We start from the raw sequence: 18,631 nt of genomic DNA, 5'->3' as shown, positions 1-18,631 counted from the left end.
GCTTTGAAATCAACTTTTGAACAGGCCGGCGCAAGACGGGTTTGTTCCCCGCCCGCTCTTTGACTAAAGAAGGGAGAGCTACCGAAGATGAGGCAATGGGTAAACTTCTGGATCGATATTTGCAACGCAAGGTCTTGGCCCAATGGCGGGATGCTGTGCGACATGCGGGTCAGGCCTCATTGCCTGAACTTCGGCGCCAGCGTGACGACGCCCGTCAACTGCGCAAAGAGCTGGAGCAGCTAACACAAGCCGCCGATGCCCGTCTGATTCAGCCGCTGATCGGATCGAACCAGTTTTCGCGACCGCTTGGCACGGATTGGTCCTGGAGGCCGGATCTCTGGAAGGCGCCCTTAGTCCGCAAAGGCCTCGCCTCGGCTGCGCGCAAGGCGACGATGGACAAGCAAGTGACCATCTTTCATGATTGCGACCGGTCAGAGATCGCGATGCGTCAGGAAAGAAACCGTGGCGACAAGGATCTTGCCGCCTTTAGCATGGCGATCGAAGTCTTTGACTTTCAAGGGTCTTTCCTATCCTTGTCGGTCGAACTGCCCGCAGACGCGGCGAAGGGCCTGACAGGTCAGCATCTGATGCGGGTCGATACGGTGGTCGAATGCGAACGCCCGGCGGTAGTATTCGCGCGGCTCAACATTCAACATGGCCCGAACACAGAACAAGTTCTGCGCGCGCTTGATCTGTCGCGGCCGGAAGCCGCAATCGATTTTGATCTGGCGCATCTGCATCTGAATGAACACAGAATTGAAAAGTTGTGGCTTGATCTGATCCTCGAGCAGCCCGCGATGAACCGGGTTGTTCTGCGGGACCTGACCTTTTGCCGCCACCACCGGGCTGATCTGTAAGTGAGCACAAATGACCCAAGTTACTCTGACACCGATCCGCTTTGAAAACGCTCTGTGGGAAGGACACCTGACTGCTGAAAGCGAGCCGCAAATCGAGGTTCGCTATCTCGGCGAACAGGTGCCGGATGTCGAGCTGACCCAGGAAACTGACGGGTGGGCCTTACGTATTCCGGTCCCAGTCGCCGCGCTGTCTGAAGGGGTGCATAGCATCGCCATCTTTGATGCCACAACAGATCAGAAACTTGGGGATTTCACGATCATCGCAGGGACCCCCGCCGCTGACGATCTGCGGGCCGAAGTTGCGCTACTGCGTGCCGAACTCGATATGCTGAAACGGGCCTTCCGACGATCGCAAACACAGTCCTGATCCGCGATCATTCAGGCCATTTGCCTATCTTTTCAGCCTCATTCGTGCATCATGAAGTCATTCAGCGCGGATTGAGGACCTTATGGACCGCAACAGCATTATCAAAGTGATCGCCCTGATGATAACGGGCTTCGGCATCGGGATCGACTTTACCGGTGCGCTGATGCTGGTCCCGGCCATCGAAAACAGCTTTGACGCAGATATCACCAGCACCCAATGGGTTCTGAATATCTATGCGCTGTTCTTTGCCATGACCATGGTTGCGGGCGGGCGGCTGGGGGATATGTTTGGTCACCGCAAGGTGATGATTATCGGCCTTGCGATCTTCTTGTTTGCCTCAATTCTGTGCTTTGTCTCTCCGGGTCTGGACTATCTGATTGGCGCCCGAGCGCTGCAAGGGATCGGTGCAGGCTGCGTCTGGCCCTGCACATTGGCCTTTGGGGCGACGAAAGTCTCAAAGGACGAGCATCGCGCCTTGGTGATGGGCCTCATTCTGGCAGGCGTAACAACGGGCAATGTCTTTGGCCCGTTGATCAGCGGTACCGTGGTCAATCTGGGTGACTGGCGGCTGTTCTTTCTGGCCAACGTCATTTTCTCGAGCATCTCCATGACCACCGCGATCCTGCTGATGGAGCGTGAGACCGAGCATAAGAAGGGCGAACATATCGACTTTGCCGGAATGGGCATTCTGTCCTTTGCGGTTCTGCTTCTGCTTTATGGGTTGGATGTTGGTGCGGATTGGGGTTGGACCTCGGTGCCGCTCTTGCTGTTGTTCTTCGTCAGCGCGGTGCTGTTCTTCCTGTTCCCGATGGTCGAAAAACGCGTCAGGGAACCGCTGTTGCTGCCACAACTGATGCAAAACCGAGAATTTCTGATCACTCTTGGCCTGAACATGTTCAACGTCTCGGCGGCATTCGTGGCCTTGTTATATTTCCCGCAATACATGCAAAAGGTTCTGGGATGGTCGGTGTTCCAATCGGCGCTCGGGTTGGCTCCGTTGACCGTATTGCTCGCGGTTGGCTCCATCGTTTCGGGCACGCTGTATAATGATTTCGGGCCCAAACGCTTGCTGTTGTGGGGATATTTCTGCGCAACGGTGGGTGCGTTAAGCGTGATCATCATGCCAGAAAGCTGGGGGTATTTTCAGATCTTGCCCGGTATGGCGCTAATGGGGCTTGGGGCAACGCTGACAGTTGGCCCCTCAGGCACCGCCGCTGTATGCGCCGTCAAACCCGAACGTGCAGGGCTGGTTGGTGGGCTAAGCTTCATGACTCACCTTGTTTATGGTGCCATTTCAGTCGCTTGCGCAACGGCAGTAATGTATGTCGTCAGCCTGTCCAGCTTGCGCGATCAACTTGCCGCCGCAGGCATCAAACTGTCTGAGGCAGATCAAAAAGCGATCAATGGCGGTACGCTGACGACCGACTCGGCCAAGGCCGTCCTGCAAAAACTGAATTCCGGTGAGGTTGAAAAGGTAAAGGCCGCCATAGCGACGGCCTTTGACAGCGGGATGAACATGGCCTTTGTATTCGCCACTATCTCGGTTTCGGTCGGTATCATTCTCGCGCTGATGCTTGACGAGAAGAAACTGCACAAAGTCGAAAGCTAGAAGGGCCGCAATCTCTGCGGCCCTCGGCTGATTACTGCGACGGCCCGGTCGGGTTGAACGCTGACAGTCCCTTAAGGATGTCGATGGCATAGGCCAGCTGGTAATCCTGCTCGCGCAGCTCTGCCGTGGCTTCGGCCTTGGCGCGATCCTCTTCGATCTGACGGATTTCATCCTCGCTCAGGCTGTCATTGTTCAGGCTGCCGCGCAGGTCGGCTTCGGACCGGGTGCGGGCGTTGCTTTCCTCTTCCTCTTCGGTCGCGGGTGCCGGACGCGGCTGTTCCACGATGATATCGGGGCTGACGCCAAGCGCCTGGATTGAGCGGCCAGACGGCGTGTAATAACGCGACGTGGTCAGACGCATCGCGCCATCTCCGCGCAGCGGCATCACTGTCTGGACCGAGCCCTTGCCGAAGCTCTTGGTGCCCACAACGATGGCACGGTGATGATCCTGCAGCGCGCCCGCTACAATCTCGGACGCGGAGGCCGAGCCGCCATTGATCAGAACGACAATCGGCTTGCCGCCGGTCAGGTCACCGGGCGTGGCGTTGAAACGCTCGCCGTCTTCGGGATTGCGGCCACGGGTCGATACGATCTCACCCTCATCCAGAAACGCGTCTGAAACCTTGATCGCCTGAGTCAGCAGACCACCCGGGTTGTTGCGCAGGTCCAGCACGATGCCGTTGACGTTTTCGATACCGCCTGCCTCTTCAATCTGTTCTTCAAGACCTGTCTTGAGGTTGGGATAGGTCTGATCGTTGAAGGTGGTGACGCGCAGCACAACGCTGGTGCCTTCGGTACGCGCCCGTACTGCGGTCAGTTTGATGGTGTCGCGGATGATGGTAACGTCGAAGGGATCGGCTTCACCTTCACGCACAACGGTGATCACGATCTCGGACCCGACCGGCCCGCGCATCAGATCAACCGCCTTGTCCAGTGTCAGGCCCAGAATGCTCTCGCCATCCACATGGGTGATGAAATCGCCAGCCTCAATGCCCGCAGCATCCGCCGGGGTGTCATCGATCGGAGAGACAACTTTGACAAAACCGTCTTCCTGCGTGACTTCGATTCCCAGCCCGCCGAACTCACCACGCGTTTGCACGCGCATCTGTTCGGCATCGTCAGGCGACAAATAGCTGGAATGCGGATCCAGCGAGGTCAGCATTCCGTCAATCGCCGCCTCGATCAGTTCCTCGGTTTCCACTTCCTCGACATATTGCGCGCGGATGCGTTCGAAGATGTCGCCGAACAGGTCCAGTTGCTCATAAACACTGGCCTTGTTTTCAGCCTCCTGCGCCAGCAAGGGACCCGCGATCTGAGTGGTTGCGATAATCCCTGCCACGGTGCCGGCCAGACCGGCCATCACAAATTTCTTCATACTCGTTTATCCATCCTTGTCCGTCCGGAACCAATTGTCCGGATCCACGGGGCTGTTGCCTTGTCTTACCTCTATATAGAGCGTTTCTGAACGGTCAGTTCCAGTGCCATCACCGCTTGTTGACATAATAGCGCCGATTCCGGGGGTTTCACCGGGCATCAGACCCACCGGAGTACCTTCGGGGATCACCTGTCCGGGTTGCCCATAGACCTCTTGCAGGCCCGAGAACACGAAAAGCAGGCCGGGTTGTGGTTCGAGGATCACCAGATTCCCGAGATCCAGCAGCGGGCCACGGTAGCGGATCGTAGCAGCGGTCGGTGAAACAACCAGCGCCCGCGGGCGCGTGCCCAATACGAGCCCGGGCCGCGTAACACCTGCTGCGTCCGTCTCACCTGCCCCATGTAGAATCACACCTTGCGTCGGCAACGCGATCCGGCCCTTGAGGTCAGTGACACTTGCGTTGGTCTCGGCAATCTCGCCAGCCGTGATTTCTGACAGGCCACTGGCAAACCCGTCCAGCGTTTCAGTCGACGAAATCAGAATGGCCGTGCGCACCGGGTCTTCAACAAAGCGGCGCGGCAGGTCGGTTCGGTCCGCGATGGCCTCGCTCAGGCGGGTGCGGGCATCCTGCACGCCTGTCAGACCCTCGGTCAGCGTGTTCGCAGCGCTTTGCTGAAGCCGTCGCAGCGTCTGAACCTCTTGCAGATCAGCCGCCAGGGCACGGGCCTGCGCGTTCAGCCCCGGTGTGACTTCGGACAGCATCATGCCAGTCCGCGCCGCCCCCAGCGGCCCCGACGGATGCAGCATAAGCACCGGTGGAGCGGTGGTTTCGATAGTTTGCAGAACGCCAAGCAATTGTGCCACTTCCCTTTCGCGCGCCTGCAACTCGGCGGTTAACTGGGTTTCGCGCAGAGCGGCGCGGCGCAAACCGTCGCGCATGGCGGTCAGACCGGCCTCGTAGGCCTGTATCGTTTCGGTCAGCGCACGCACCCGGTCACGGGCAGAGTCGGCTTCGGACAGCGCGACCGATGCCTGCTCCAGCATTTGCGCAGCCTCCAGCGCAGCCTCGGATGGGCTGTTCTGAGCCATGACGGGCCATGACCACAGCAGCGTCAGGCTGAGCCAGAATGCCCTCATGTCAGCAGGCTTTGCCCGGTCATTTCAGGAGGCACCGGCAACTCCATGAGTTGCAGCAGCGTCGGCGCAAGATCGGCCAACCGCCCGTTGCGCAGGACCGCACCTTTAGGGCCTCCGACCAGAACGACGGGCACAGGGTTCAAAGTGTGTGCCGTATGAGGGCCGCCTGTTTCCGGGTCGACCATCATTTCGCAATTGCCATGATCCGCAGTCACGATCATTGCGCCGCCAGCCTGCTTCAGGGCGGCAACCACCTGCCCCAGCCCCTGATCAACGGCTTCGCAGGCTTCAATCGCCGCCTGCAGGTCGCCCGAATGGCCGACCATATCGGGATTGGCGTAGTTGGTGACGATCAGATCATAACCCTCATGAATCGCCTCGACGAATTTCTCGGTCACTTCGGCCGAGGACATCTCGGGTTGCAAATCATACGTCGCCACCTTGGGTGATTTGGGCATGAAGCGATCCTCACCGCCTTCAGGCTGTTCCTTGCCACCGTTCAGGAAGAAGGTGACATGGGGATATTTCTCGGTCTCGGCCAGCCGAAACTGGCGCAAACTCTGTTTTGCGACCCATTCGCCCAGCGTGTTCACGATATCCCGCTTGGGAAACACGGTGGTCATATAGGCATTGTGACCGTCAGAATATTCCACCATCCCCAGCAGCGCCGACAGCTGCGGACGGGGGCCGGTGTCGAAATCGGAAAATCCGGGCTCTCCGATCGCACGCAGGATTTCGCGGGCGCGGTCGGCGCGGAAGTTGAGGCAGAAAAAGCCGTCTCCGTCCCGAATGCCGTCATAGTCGCCCAATACGGTCGGCGCGATGAATTCATCCGTTTCCGACTGGTTGTAGGCATGATCCACTGCATAATGCGCAGTGCTCTCGACCCGGCCCTGCCCTTTGACCATGGCCGCGTAAGCCTCGGCCACCCGTTCCCAGCGGTTGTCGCGATCCATGGCAAAATAGCGACCGCAGACGGTGACGATCTTCGCGTTTTCAGGCAGGCGGTCTTGCAGCTCGGAAATATAGGTAAAGGCCGATTTGGGCGCCACATCCCGCCCGTCGGTGATGGCGTGCAGCGCCACCGGAACGCCTGCATCGGTGATGGCCTTGGCGGCGGCCACGATATGGTCGAGATGTCCGTGCACCCCGCCATCCGAGACCAGCCCCATCAGATGCGCCGTTCCGCCCGCGTCGTTCACTCGGGCGATGAAGTCCCGCAGCGCCTTGTTGTCAAAGAATGAGCCATCCTCGATCGCCAGATCGATCTGGCCCAGGTCCATCGCGACCACGCGCCCTGCCCCGATATTGGTATGGCCGACCTCTGAATTGCCCATCTGGCCGCTCGGCAGACCAACATCCGGCCCGTGCGTGATCAGTTGCGCATGGGGGCCTTCAGCCATGAGCGCATCGAAGGTCGGAGTGTTTGCCAGATAGGGCGCGTTGGCTTCGGTGTCGTCAGACAGGCCCCAACCATCGAGGATACACAAAACAACGGGTTTGGGGGCGGTCATGAAAGCTCTCCGATTGAGGCGGTGTTGCTGTGTTCTATCCCCTGCCCGCGCAAGGTTGAACCGTCTTTTGGGGCTGTTGGCACAGAATTAATCCGTCTTGTAATCCCCATAAGGCCGCGCCTTGCGGTTGCGGTATTTCACGGTCAGTTCAAGCGGCATATCGTTTTCGTCGTAGATACCGATTAGCACGCCGGTCCCACGGCTGGATTCGCGCATGTTCAGCAGTTGCTCTTCGGATCGGGTGGTGCGCTGGGATTGGCGCCGTGTCCAGGTGAACAGGTGATCATACATCTCGGCGATGACCTCTGCGTGTTCAGCACTGTCGCCCAGATCGGTCAACTCGTCCGGATCATTCTCCAAATCGAACAAGAGCGGGCGATAGCCGCCCTCACAATGGATCAGCTTCCATTTCTCATTCGCTACCATGAACATGACCGCATCGCGAACCGAGGCATTCAACATCTGGGCAATGGGCGATGCCGAGTAGTCGTATTCACAGATCACCACATCACGCGGCGCGCTGTCGGCCTGACCGTGGAGAACAGGCATCAATGAATGCCCTTCAAGGATGTGGCCCGCAGGTTTTCCGCCAGCAACCTTCAAAAAGGTGGGTGCCAGATCGATGGATTCGACCAATGCGTCGCAGGTGGTGCCGCGTGTGGCATCGGCCTCGGGCGATGGATCGTAGATGATCAGTGGCATTTTGGTCGAGGCGTCGTGGAAGAAAGTCTTCTCTCCCATCCAGTGATCGCCCAGAAAATCCCCGTGATCCGAGGTCAGCACAATCATCGTATCCTGCATCCGCCCAGTCTGCTCCATCCAGTCAAACAGCCGCCCCATCTGGTCGTCGGCCTGTTTGATCAGGCCCATGTAGGCGGGTATGACCGCCTCGCGAACATCCTGGCGCGAGAAGGTCTGTCCGATTTTCGTGTCCATGAATGCCTTGAGCACCGGATGCGCATTCTGCCGCTCGGCCTCGGACCGAACGACGGGCAAGACGTGCTCGGGACCATACATCGAGGCATAGGGTTCCGGCACGATGTAGGGCCAATGTGGCTTGATATAACTCAGGTGGCAGCACCACGGCCCGTCATTGCTTTGCATGAACTCGATACCACGGGTGGTCAGATAGGGTGTTTCGCTGTCTTCCTCCGCGATATTTGCGGCTTCAGAGGAATTGTTCAGAAACCAACCCGAGAGCACATTGCCATCCGCGTCCAGCCCGGAATTGGCAAAATCGTGCCAGGGGTTGTCACTCTCATACCCTTTGTCTTTCAGATATTCGTTGTACTTTTTAGCCCCATCCGGATCATAGAACCCATCCGGCCCCTCGGGGCGCATCCCATCGTCGCGTTCGAAGACATCGAAACCACACTCGGCGACGCGCGCACCGATCAGGCTGTCGGGTTCAAGCCCCAGCCGCGCCATGCCTTCGGCATCTGCACGCATGTGGGTCTTGCCAACCAGCCAGCAATCCATCCCTGCCTTGCGCAGGTGATCACCCATGGTGATCTCACCGACTTTCAGCGGGATGCCGTTCCACGACGCGCCATGTGAATGCACATAGCGGCCGGTATAGGTCGACATCCGGGAACTGCCGCAGATCGGCGACTGAATATAGGCGCGGGTAAAGCGCACACCCTTAGAAGCGAGACGGTCGATATTCGGAGTGTGAAGATGCGGATGCCCGTAACAGCTGAGGTAGTCCCAGCGCAGTTGATCGAACATGATGAAGAGAATGTTCTTTGCCTTGGTCATGCCAAGACAGCTAAACTAGCCTTCCATCTGTTGCAGCATCTTTTTGGCACGCTTGCATTGAAGCTGGTCGCGCAGAGGGCTGTCGGGGTCGATATCCTTCTGACAGACCACGCATTTATCCGCCCCGGAAATGGCGTTCAAACCACCACAGCTGCCCTTGATGGTCTTGCCCATCAGCATCACACCCAGGGACATCCCGACCATGATGATCAGCAACAGGATGAATGCCAGAATAAAGGTGCTCATAACGGTTCCTACCAGTCAGTTGGTCCCCAGCGCGTCCTTGAACGCGCTGCTTTGTACCGTGATATAGGCTTCTGACCCGCTTGTCACATCCCGAGAGATGAAGAACACGGCAAGTTTATGCTCTTCGGCCAGCTCCATTCCCTTCTCGTACCCCAAGGCCAGCATCGCCGTCGCCCATGCATCCGCCATCATCGCACTTTCGGCCAAAACCGTGACCGAGGTGGTCCGGTGCGTAATCGGGCGTCCGGTGGTGGGGTCGATGATATGGGAATAGCGCACGCCGTCCTGTTCGAAGAAATTCTTGTAATCGCCTGAGGTCGCCATACCCAGATTGTCCAGCGGCACGATCATTTGAATGGCCTGTGCCCCGGTTTCAGGCTTCTCGATACCAATGCGCCAGCTTTCACCCTTTTCGTTCTCGCCCATGGCGACGAGGTCGCCGCCGATTTCGACCATGTAGTTTTCGATGCCTGCTTCGCGGAGTTGCGCTGCCAGCGCATCGATCCCATAGCCTTTGGCGATGGCCGACAGGTTGATACCCACGCCCGGCTCGGATTTTGCCAGGGTGCCCGCGTCGCGATCCAGTGTCAGCAACCGGGCCTGACCAACCCGATCCAGCGCCGCGGCGATCTCGGCATCAGCGGGAACCGGGTCTTCGGGTTTGCGCGGGCCAAAACCCCAAAGCTCGATCAATGGCCCCAAGGTAACGTCAAAGGTGCCATCAGATTTGGTGTGCACGTCGTTTGCCGCCTCGATCACCAGCGCAAAGGCATCGGAAACCGGCATCGGGTCCGTGCTGGTCGAGGCCGAAAAGGTCGAGACCTCGGAATTCGGGTCCCAGTTGGACATTTTCGCATTCACCTCGGCCAGGGTGTCCTGAACCGCCTTGCCAAGCGCTGCCTCGTCCAGATCCTCGCCGATTGCAGTGATGTTGAAGGTCGTCCCCATGGTTTCGCCCGAAAGGCGCACCACATCAGGTTCTTTGTCGAAAAGGCATCCGGTTACGAACAGCAGTGAAGTCAGTGCAATCAGACGTCGCATCGGGGTCTCCTGGGAAAACACGTGTCCGGCGTATGCCAGCGGCCCCGATCAGAGTCAAACCGGCGTCAGACCTTGAGCGGTAGAAACGCCAGCGCAAAAAGGCCGATCGCGGCGGGCACACCGAACATCCAGGCGCGTTTTTGCCATCCCTGCGGCTGCAGCTTCCATGCCATGCGGAAATTGTGGCCGCAGACGACAACCACAAAGAAGATCAGCGCAGCCACGGGCGGGGTCAGATAGAGATCGCTCAGCAGTGTGGATTTCCCTGTATTGCGGCAAGGTTGCACCGGATTTCGAAATTGCACCCTATACAGGGTCTGTCCCTGCGATAAGGTAGAAGAGATAGCCAAATCCTGTGAAGGAGGAGACCGCCCATGGCCCCAAGCTCTTACCAGCCCCCGACACGCGGCGACAAGTCCGCGTCGTCAACACGCAGCCAGTCAGTTGAAACCAACCTGTCGCACACCCATACGACGGTTGCAAAACTGCTGGAAGGCAAAGGGGATGCGGTATTTGCAGTGCGCCCAAACGACACGATCCATTCGGTGGTGGATATACTGCGGGAAAAACACATCGGTGCCGTCGTTGTGACGGATCAGAACGGCGCGCTGCAAGGCATCCTGTCGGAACGCGACATCGTGCGCCGGATGGCCGAAACACCGGGTCAGACTTTGCCGCAATCGGTGTCCGACCTGATGACAACCGAAGTCAAGACCTGCACGCCCGAGGATCTTCTGAACGACGTTCTGAAGACCATGACTGAAGGGCGATTCCGTCACATGCCGGTTCTGAGCGATGGAAATCTGCGCGGCGTCATCACCATCGGGGACGTTGTGCATTTCCGGTTGAAGGAACTGGAATACGAAGCGCTGAAAATGAAGCAGATGATCGTCGGCTAAGGGTTCATACGGAACTGCGGATGATACCGGCACGGTCGGTCGAAATGAATCGGATGTCCCCATCCGAAATTTCGGCCGCCGTCAGTTGATTGGTGGCGAACGCGCCGGTGTCGATTGAGATGACTTCACCGCGCACGTACGGTTGGTCGACAATCGTATGCCCGTGAACGACCCATTGCCCGTCTTTTCGGGGCTTTTCGGGGAATTTTGGATGACCCCAAAGACAGACCCGCTCGGATTGGCCGTCAACCGGTCGCGCAGGATCGAGGGCGCCGTGGACCGCTGTAACATTGCCTTGCGTCCAGATCAGAGGCCGCTGGCGCAACCATTCCAAAAGCGGATCGCCTATGGCAAGCCGCAGTTGGTCGGCAACTTTTTCAGGCTCCTGATCGCCGGAATAGGTCAATCCGAATGAGGCGAGTGTTTGCGCGCCTCCGTTGTGCATCCAGACGCGCTCCATCTTTGACGGATCATCGAGAAATTTCAGCAGCATTTCTTCGTGATTGCCCTTCAGGCAGATAGCCCGACCATGCCTGCTGGTGCTGAGATGGCGCACATGTCGCAAGACCTGCGCGCTATAATTTCCCCGGTCGATATAGTCGCCCAGAAATACCACAGGCACCGTTTCATCCAGCACCGCCAGAAGTGTCTGCAACAGATCAAGCCTGCCGTGAATGTCGCCAATCGCGTAGAAGTGACCGCCGGGGGCCAGCGTCGACAAGTCGACCCCTTGCGATTGCGCCGGTTTCGTCAGCACAAGGTTCTTGATCCATTTCGGTAGCATTTGCCAGATGCCTACCCCGGCAGGCCCGGTGCGGCAATCACCAAATCAGGTCCGCATCGCCTGCTGCCGCCGGAAAGCCAAAAAATCCGCTTGACGATCTGGCGGGGAAAGTATCCCTGAGGGGAAGGTTTGGACAGCGGTGTACGGCATATGAAACGGGTTTTGATTACGGGAACGGCAGGCTTTATCGGTTTTTATCTGGCGAAACTGCTGCTTTCTGAAGGGTTTCGGGTGCATGGCTATGATGGGATGACAGACTATTACGACGTCAGCCTGAAACAACGTCGGCATCAGATGTTGCTGCAAAACCCGGGCTTCACCGCGACCGAGGCCTTGCTGGAAGAGCACGAGAAGCTGATGCAGGTGGCCGAGGAGTTCCAGCCTGAAATCATCGTGCACCTCGCCGCGCAAGCCGGGGTACGATACAGCCTGGAAAACCCGCGCAGCTATATCGACTCGAATGTCGTGGGCACGTTCAACGTGATGGAGGCCGCACGTGAGCACAAGGTCGATCACCTGCTGATGGCCTCAACCTCCTCTGTCTATGGCGCGAACGAAGACATGCCTTTTACCGAGGTTGAAAAGGCTGACCATCAGCTGACGATTTATGCCGCGACCAAGAAGGCCAACGAGGCAATGGCGCATTCCTACGCGCATCTGTGGGATCTGCCGACGACCATGTTCCGGTTCTTCACTGTCTACGGACCATGGGGACGCCCGGATCTGGCGCTGTTCAAATTCGTGGACGCGATCCTCGATGGCCGCCCGATCGATATCTATAATCACGGGGATATGTATCGGGATTTCACCAATGTCGAAGACCTCGTACGCGGTATCCGGCTGCTGATTGATGTACCACCTGTGCGTCCTGCCAGCCGTGATGAGATCGAAGCGGGGGACAGCCTTTCGCCAGTTGCACCGCATCGTGTGGTAAATATCGGAAACGGAGATAAGGTGCGTTTGATGGATTTCATCGAAGCCATCGAAGACTCCATCGGCCAGAAAGCCATCCGGAATTACATGCCTATGCAGATGGGGGATGTGCCGGCCACATGGGCCGATAGTGAGTTGCTGCAGCGCCTGACGGGATACCGCCCGCAGACCGACTTCAAGGATGGGGTTGCGCAATTCGTCAAATGGTTCCGTGAGTATTACGGGAAATGATCTGAATGACAGCCATGTTTGAAACCGACCCGAATGCGCGCAAGATCGCTGTCATTGGCCTCGGCTATGTCGGCTTGCCCTTGGCGGTGGCCTTTGGCCGGATCGGACCGGTATTGGGGTTCGACATCAATCCCGAACGGATCGCCGCGTTGCGCTCCGGACAAGATACGACGCTCGAAGTTGAACCTGCCGAGTTGTGCGCAGCCGAGGGTTTGACCTTTACCACCGACGCGGGCGATCTGGCTGCGTGCGACACGTTCATCGTAACGGTCCCCACACCGATTACAGCGGGCAAGCAACCTGATCTTGCGCCCTTGCTCAGCGCATCCGAAACGGTTGGCGCTGTGCTGAAACCCGGAGGTCTGGTGATCTACGAATCCACCGTCTATCCGGGCGCGACCGAGGAAGATTGCGTCCCGGTACTGGAGCGTGCCTCGGGCCTGACCTTCAATCGGGATTTCTTTGCAGGCTACAGCCCGGAACGGATCAACCCTGGCGACAAGAGCCACCGGATCGCCGATATCTGCAAAGTCACGTCCGGGTCTACACCCGACGTGGCCGATTTGGTCGACGCCCTTTACGCACGGATCATCACCGCCGGGACGCACAAGGCCGAAAGCATCCGCGTGGCCGAAGCGGCAAAGGTGATCGAAAACACCCAGCGCGACCTGAATATCGCGCTGGTGAACGAGCTCGCGATGATCTTCGGCCGCATGGATATCGACACCGACGCGGTGCTGCGCGCGGCGGGTACGAAATGGAACTTCCTGCCCTTTCGTCCCGGTCTGGTGGGCGGGCATTGTATCGGGGTTGACCCCTACTACCTGACCCACAAGGCCGAGGCTGTGGGCCACCACCCACAGATCATCCTGGCCGGACGGCGGCTGAATGACCGGATGGGGGCCTATGTCGTCTCGCAACTGATCAAGCGCATGACCCGTGACGGCATCAACGTGGGCGCGGCACGGGCGCTGGTGATGGGGCTGACCTTCAAGGAAAACTGCCCCGATCTGCGCAACACCCGCGTCATCGATATTGTCGAAGAACTGCAAAGTTACGGCGTGGCCGTGGACGTGCATGATCCACACGCGGACCCGGTAGCGGCAGAAGAGGAATATGGTCTTTCCCTGATCGCGGAACCTCAGGACGGAACCTATGATGCAGTCATTCTGGCGGTGGCCCATCAGGAATACCGCGCATTCGACCCGGCGCAGTTCCGGGCCTACGGCAAGGAAAACAGCGTTGTATTCGACATCAAATCCTGCCTGCCCCGCGAAGCCAGCGATTTAAGGCTGTAACCCAGATCCAAGGCACAAAGAAAAACCGGCGCTTCGCAACGCCGGTTTTTTTGTCCATTACCCGCCGAAATCGTCGAGCATGATGTCTTCGCGGTCCACACCCAGATCCAGCAGCATGTTGATGACCGACTGGTTCATAATTGGCGGACCACACATGTAGTATTCGCAATCCTCAGGCGCGGGATGGTTCTTGAGGTATTCCTCGAACAGAACGTTGTGGATGAAGCCGGTATAGCCTTTCCACTCATCCTCGGGCTGGGCATCCGACAGGGCCACATGCCATTCGAAATTGTCGAACTCTTCGGCAAGTGTGTCGAAGTCTTCGACAAAGAACATCTCTTTCTTCGAGCGCGCACCGTACCAGAAGCTGATCTTGCGGTTGCGATTTTCCAGCCGCTTGAGCTGGTCGAAGATGTGGCTGCGCATCGGCGCCATACCGGCGCCGCCGCCGATGAAGACCATCTCTTTTTCCGTCTCGCGGGCGAAGAATTCGCCAAACGGACCCGAGATGGTGACCTTGTCGCCGGGTTTCAGGTTGAAGATATACGACGACATCTGACCCGGCGGGATGCCTTCCGAGCCCGGAGGCGGCGAAGCCACCCGGACGTTCAGCATGATCATGCCCCGTTCGTCGGGGTAGTTGGCCATCGAATAGGCGCGTTCGATGGGTTCGTTCACTACGGATTTATATTGCCACAGGTTAAAGCGATCCCAGTCCTCGCGGTATTCTTCTTCCACGTCGAAATCGGTATAGGCCAACTGGTGCGCGGGCGCTTCGATCTGGATGTAGCCACCGGCGCGGAAATTCACATCCTCGCCTTCCGGCAGGTCCAGCGTCAGCGCCTTGATGAAGGTCGCGACGTTTTCGTTCGACCGCACCGTGCATTCCCATTTCTTGACGCCAAAGACCTCTTCGGGAACCTCGATATCCATGTCCTGCTTGACCGCCACCTGACAGGACAGGCGGTCACCACAGGCGGCTTCGCGCTTGGTGATATGGCTTTCTTCGGTCGGCAGGATCGAACCGCCGCCCGAATGCACCTTGACCCGGCATTGCGCGCAGGTGCCGCCACCGCCACAGGCCGACGGTACGAACAATTTCTCGGCGGCCAGCGTCTGCAGCAGTTTGCCGCCAGCGGGAACCGAGATGGTTTTCTCGCCATTGATGGTGATGTTCACATCACCGGTCGAGACCAGCTTCGACCTCGCTGCCATGATGATGGCCACAAGTGCGATAACGATCAGGGTGAATAGAGCGACGCCTAAGGTGAAAGTTTCCATCGGCCCCTCCTTACAGTTTCACGCCCGAGAAGGACATGAAGGCCAGCGCCATCAGTCCCGCGGTGATGAAGGTGATACCAAGTCCCTGCAGACCATCGGGAATATCCGAATATTTCAGCTTTTCTCGAACACCCGCCATGGCGGTGATCGCCAGCGCCCAGCCAAAGCCGGAGGACAGGCCGTAGGTCGTCGCCTCGGCGAAGTTGTAGTCGCGCTCCACCATGAACAGCGAACCACCCAGGATGGCGCAATTCACGGTAATCAGCGGCAGAAAGATCCCCAGCGCGTTGTAAAGCGGAGGGAAATACTTATCGAGCACCATCTCCAGAATCTGAACCATCGCCGCAATCACGCCAATATACGAGATCAGGCCGAGGAAGGTCAGGTCAACGTCGGGAAAACCCGCCCAGGCCAGCGCGCCCGGTTTCAGCAGATAGCTGAGCAGCAGGTTGTTGGTCGGAACGGTGATCGCCTGCACGACCATCACCGAAATGCCCAGCCCCAGCGCGGTGGAAATCTTCTTGGACACGGCGATGAAAGTACACATGCCAAGGAAGAAGCTGAGCGCGAGGTTTTCGACAAAGATGGCCTTTACGGCCAGTGAAATCAGACCTTCCATCAGTGGGCCTCTACCTGCTGGATTTTGTATTCACGTTCTTCCACCTGACTTGGCTTCCAGGTGCGGAAGGCCCAGATGATCAGACCGATGATGAAGAACGCCGAAGGGGGCAGCAGCAACATGCCGTTGGGCACATACCAGCCGCCATTGTTCACGGTTTCCAGAATGGTGACGCCAAACAGCGACCCGGACCCGAACAGTTCGCGAATGAAGCCAACCAACATCAGGATCAGTCCATAGCCCATGCCGTTGCCGACACCGTCGATGAAGGATGCCATCGGCGGGTTTTTCATCGCAAACGCCTCGGCGCGGCCCATCACGATACAGTTGGTGATGATCAGACCCACGAAAACCGACAGGGTTTTCGAGATCTGGAAGGCATAGGCTTTGAGGATCTGGTCAACCAGGATTACCAGCGAGGCGATGATCACCATCTGTACGATAATCCGGATCGACCCGGGGATCTGATTGCGCAGCATCGAGATGAACATTGACGCAAACCCGGTCACGAAGGTCACCGCCAGCGCCATTACAAAGGCCACCTGCAGCGACGAGGTCACCGCCAGCGCCGAACAGATGCCCAGCACTTGCAGGGTGATCGGGTTGTTGTCGACAAGTGGGTCGACCAACAGCTCTTTCTTGGTCTGGGACATCAGAACTCTCCTGCTTGCAGTTTGGCCAGGAAGGGGCCATAGCCCGCGTCACCCATCCAGAATTTCACCAGATTATCGACACCGACCGAGGTCAGCGTGGCACCAGCCAGCGCGTCGATGTAGAAATCGGGTCCGGCAGCGGGTTGTGACTTGGCGACGGTGATCTGCAGATCGCCCGCCTCATCCCGCAGTTTCTTGCCGTTCCACAACGCTTTCCAGCGCGGGTTGTCCACCTCGGCCCCAAGGCCGGGGGTTTCGCCGTGCTGATAGAATTGCAGGCCGAAGATATCGTTGCCGTTATTCTCCAGCGCGATAAAGCCATAGAGCGTGGACCACAGACCATAGCCGTGCAGCGGCAGGATCACCTTGTCCAGGGCCCCCGCATCGTCGCGCAGCAGATAGATCACCCGGTACTTGGCCTGACGGCCAATGCCAGCCGGGTCATCATCCAGCGCGACGCTCAATTCGGGGTCGCTGGCGGCGGCGATATCGTCAAAGGTCGCCGGGTCGAACTGATCGTCGACAAAATCGCCGGTCGCCAGTTCCAGCACATGCGGTTCGAACGCGGCGAAAGCTTCGGTGACGTCGATGCCGGGCTCATAAACACCCGCCACCTGCAGAACGTTGACCTGCTTGTCTTTCAGCTTGTTGGCTTCTTGCACCGGGCGCAGGCTGACGGCGGCGGCTGACACCACCATCGAGGCGACAAGGCAGACAGCGACGGCGATAAAGATCGTTTTGCCAACCGAATCCGGCGAGGCTGCCAGAAACTTGGCAATCGCGCCCTTGGGTGCGTCGTTGTTATCCGGGGTTTGCGTATCAGACATGGCGACGCGCCCTCCGTTTGATGTTGGCCTGCACGACGAAATAGTCGATCAGCGGGGCAAAGACGTTACCGAACAGGATTGCCAGCATCATGCCTTCGGGGAAAGCCGGGTTCACCACACGGATCAACACAACCATGACACCAATCAGCGCGCCATAGATATAGCGGCCCAGATTGGTGTGGCTGGCCGAAACCGGCTCGGTCACCATGAAGGCCAGACCGAAGGCATAGCCACCCAGCACGATATGCCAGTACCATGGCATCGCGAACATCGGGTTGGTGTCAGACCCGATCAGATTCAGCAGCAAGGTAAAGCCGATGGTCCCCGCAAGACAGCCCAGAACCAGGCGATAATTGGCGATCTTGGTCATCAGCAGGAAGGCCAGACCGATCATGCAGGCCAAGGTCGATGTTTCGCCAAAGCTGCCCTGGATGGTGCCAAAGAAGGCGTTGCCCAAGGTGATGCCCTCGACCGCCAGCGCCTGCACGCCTTCGGCTGCAGATATCCCCAGCGCGGTTGCGCCGGAAAAGCCGTCAACCGGGGTCCAGACCGCATCGCCCGACATCTGCGCCGGATAGGCAAAGTACAGGAACGCACGGCCCACAAGCGCGGGGTTGAGGAAGTTCTTACCAGTACCACCAAAGACTTCCTTGCCGATCACCACACCGAAGATGATCCCCAGCGCCACCTGCCATAAGGGCGTCGTGGCGGGCATGATCAGCGTGTACAGCATTGAGGTTACAAGGAAACCCTCGTTCACCTCATGTCCGCGCACGGTGGCGAAGATGACTTCGAAGATGCCGCCCGCGACAAGCGTCACGATATATATCGGCAGGAAATACAAAAGCCCGTGCATCACGTTGGCAAAGATACTGGACGGGTCCAGCGAGATACCGAACATCTGCAGAAGGGCAATCCGCCAGCCGGTGGCCGCATCCGGACCCAGAGAGGCAATGGCCGAGTTGGCCTGATAGCCGGTGTTCCACATCCCCCACAAAATACAGGGGATCGTGGCGATCACGACATAGGTCATGATCCGCTTCATATCCACATAGGACCGCGCGTGCGGTGCAACGGTGGTGACGGTTTTCGGAGTATAGATGAAGCTTTCGACCATCTCGTAGATGGGGAAATACTTCTCGTACTTGCCGCCCTTGGTAAAGTTCGGCTCGATCCGGTCAAAGAAGTTGCGCAAACCCATT

19 protein-coding genes are annotated in these 18,631 nt (G+C 58.2%); 6 read left to right on the top strand and 13 right to left on the bottom strand.

The features are described 5' to 3' along the window. Window positions 1–95 precede the first annotated feature (95 nt). From ACR3E4_RS20395 to ACR3E4_RS20385, 3 genes are all read left to right on the top strand, one after another. Entirely contained in the window at window positions 96–857 is a 762-nt protein-coding gene (locus tag ACR3E4_RS20395) for a DUF6478 family protein (protein WP_480531113.1), read from the top strand. Between the two features lie 10 nt (window positions 858–867). After that, window positions 868–1,224, top strand: a complete 357-nt coding sequence (locus ACR3E4_RS20390) for a hypothetical protein (protein ID WP_480531111.1) — start codon at window positions 868–870, stop codon at window positions 1,222–1,224. A gap of 82 nt (window positions 1,225–1,306) precedes the next feature. Then, complete coding sequence (locus tag ACR3E4_RS20385; protein WP_480531109.1) at window positions 1,307–2,833, top strand: MFS transporter; 1,527 nt, start codon at window positions 1,307–1,309, stop codon at window positions 2,831–2,833. 31 nt (window positions 2,834–2,864) lie between these two features. Here ACR3E4_RS20385 and ACR3E4_RS20380 read toward each other — a convergent pair whose 3' ends face one another. The 7 genes from ACR3E4_RS20380 to ACR3E4_RS20350 all read right to left on the bottom strand — a co-directional run bounded on the left by ACR3E4_RS20380 (window position 2,865) and on the right by ACR3E4_RS20350 (window position 10,128). Then, window positions 2,865–4,208 carry a S41 family peptidase gene (locus tag ACR3E4_RS20380; RefSeq protein ID WP_480531107.1) on the bottom strand — a complete coding sequence of 448 codons (1,344 nt, stop codon included), beginning with the start codon at window positions 4,206–4,208 and terminating at the stop codon, window positions 2,865–2,867. Window positions 4,209–4,214: 6 nt separating this feature from the next. Then, window positions 4,215–5,345, bottom strand: a complete 1,131-nt coding sequence (locus tag ACR3E4_RS20375) for a murein hydrolase activator EnvC family protein (RefSeq protein ID WP_480531105.1) — start codon at window positions 5,343–5,345, stop codon at window positions 4,215–4,217. Next, window positions 5,342–6,859 (bottom strand): 2,3-bisphosphoglycerate-independent phosphoglycerate mutase, encoded by a 1,518-nt coding sequence (gene gpmI / locus ACR3E4_RS20370; protein ID WP_480531103.1) that lies wholly within the window; start codon window positions 6,857–6,859, stop codon window positions 5,342–5,344. The genes ACR3E4_RS20375 and gpmI overlap by 4 nt, the downstream gene beginning before the upstream one ends. An 87-nt stretch (window positions 6,860–6,946) precedes the next feature. Then, window positions 6,947–8,617: a sulfatase-like hydrolase/transferase gene (locus ACR3E4_RS20365; RefSeq protein WP_480531101.1), complete on the bottom strand. Its 1,671-nt coding sequence runs from the start codon at window positions 8,615–8,617 to the stop codon at window positions 6,947–6,949. Between the two features lie 15 nt (window positions 8,618–8,632). Continuing rightward, window positions 8,633–8,863, bottom strand: coding sequence for a (Na+)-NQR maturation NqrM (gene nqrM / locus ACR3E4_RS20360; RefSeq protein ID WP_480531099.1), 231 nt, complete (start codon window positions 8,861–8,863; stop codon window positions 8,633–8,635). Window positions 8,864–8,878: 15 nt separating this feature from the next. Next, window positions 8,879–9,904, bottom strand: a complete 1,026-nt coding sequence (locus tag ACR3E4_RS20355) for an FAD:protein FMN transferase (RefSeq protein WP_480531097.1) — start codon at window positions 9,902–9,904, stop codon at window positions 8,879–8,881. A gap of 65 nt (window positions 9,905–9,969) precedes the next feature. Then, window positions 9,970–10,128, bottom strand: a complete 159-nt coding sequence (locus ACR3E4_RS20350; protein WP_480531095.1) for a hypothetical protein — start codon at window positions 10,126–10,128, stop codon at window positions 9,970–9,972. 150 nt (window positions 10,129–10,278) lie between these two features. Here ACR3E4_RS20350 and ACR3E4_RS20345 point away from each other — a divergent pair, with 150 nt between their 5' ends. Then, window positions 10,279–10,803, top strand: coding sequence for a CBS domain-containing protein (locus ACR3E4_RS20345; RefSeq protein ID WP_480531093.1), 525 nt, complete (start codon window positions 10,279–10,281; stop codon window positions 10,801–10,803). A gap of 4 nt (window positions 10,804–10,807) precedes the next feature. Here the strand turns inward: ACR3E4_RS20345 and ACR3E4_RS20340 are convergent, their stop codons facing one another. Then, the gene (locus tag ACR3E4_RS20340) at window positions 10,808–11,587 is read right to left on the bottom strand and encodes a metallophosphoesterase family protein (protein WP_480531091.1); all 780 of its coding nucleotides are present in this window, start codon (window positions 11,585–11,587) and stop codon (window positions 10,808–10,810) included. 150 nt (window positions 11,588–11,737) lie between these two features. Here ACR3E4_RS20340 and ACR3E4_RS20335 point away from each other — a divergent pair, with 150 nt between their 5' ends. Continuing rightward, window positions 11,738–12,751 (top strand): GDP-mannose 4,6-dehydratase, encoded by a 1,014-nt coding sequence (locus tag ACR3E4_RS20335; protein ID WP_480531089.1) that lies wholly within the window; start codon window positions 11,738–11,740, stop codon window positions 12,749–12,751. A gap of 14 nt (window positions 12,752–12,765) precedes the next feature. Next, window positions 12,766–14,049: a Vi polysaccharide biosynthesis UDP-N-acetylglucosamine C-6 dehydrogenase TviB gene (tviB, locus tag ACR3E4_RS20330; protein ID WP_480531415.1), complete on the top strand. Its 1,284-nt coding sequence runs from the start codon at window positions 12,766–12,768 to the stop codon at window positions 14,047–14,049. Window positions 14,050–14,106: 57 nt separating this feature from the next. On the opposite strand, the gene nqrF is transcribed toward tviB, so the two are convergent. From nqrF to ACR3E4_RS20305, 5 genes are read right to left on the bottom strand one after another with little or no spacing between them, the layout of a single operon-like run. Beyond that, window positions 14,107–15,330 (bottom strand): NADH:ubiquinone reductase (Na(+)-transporting) subunit F, encoded by a 1,224-nt coding sequence (nqrF, locus tag ACR3E4_RS20325; protein ID WP_480531087.1) that lies wholly within the window; start codon window positions 15,328–15,330, stop codon window positions 14,107–14,109. A gap of 10 nt (window positions 15,331–15,340) precedes the next feature. After that, complete coding sequence (gene nqrE / locus ACR3E4_RS20320; protein ID WP_480531085.1) at window positions 15,341–15,949, bottom strand: NADH:ubiquinone reductase (Na(+)-transporting) subunit E; 609 nt, start codon at window positions 15,947–15,949, stop codon at window positions 15,341–15,343. Next, window positions 15,949–16,602, bottom strand: coding sequence for an NADH:ubiquinone reductase (Na(+)-transporting) subunit D (locus ACR3E4_RS20315; RefSeq protein ID WP_480531083.1), 654 nt, complete (start codon window positions 16,600–16,602; stop codon window positions 15,949–15,951). The genes nqrE and ACR3E4_RS20315 overlap by 1 nt, the downstream gene beginning before the upstream one ends. Next, entirely contained in the window at window positions 16,602–17,429 is an 828-nt protein-coding gene (locus ACR3E4_RS20310; protein WP_480531081.1) for a Na(+)-translocating NADH-quinone reductase subunit C, read from the bottom strand. Before ACR3E4_RS20310 ends, ACR3E4_RS20315 begins: the two co-directional genes overlap by 1 nt. Further along, window positions 17,422–18,630, bottom strand: a complete 1,209-nt coding sequence (locus ACR3E4_RS20305) for an NADH:ubiquinone reductase (Na(+)-transporting) subunit B (RefSeq protein ID WP_480531079.1) — start codon at window positions 18,628–18,630, stop codon at window positions 17,422–17,424. Before ACR3E4_RS20305 ends, ACR3E4_RS20310 begins: the two co-directional genes overlap by 8 nt. Between the last annotated feature and the right edge of the window lies 1 nt (window position 18,631).

It is taken from the genome of Ruegeria sp. AP11 (genome assembly GCF_056535865.1).
This window is presented reverse-complemented; position numbering and strand designations above follow the sequence as displayed.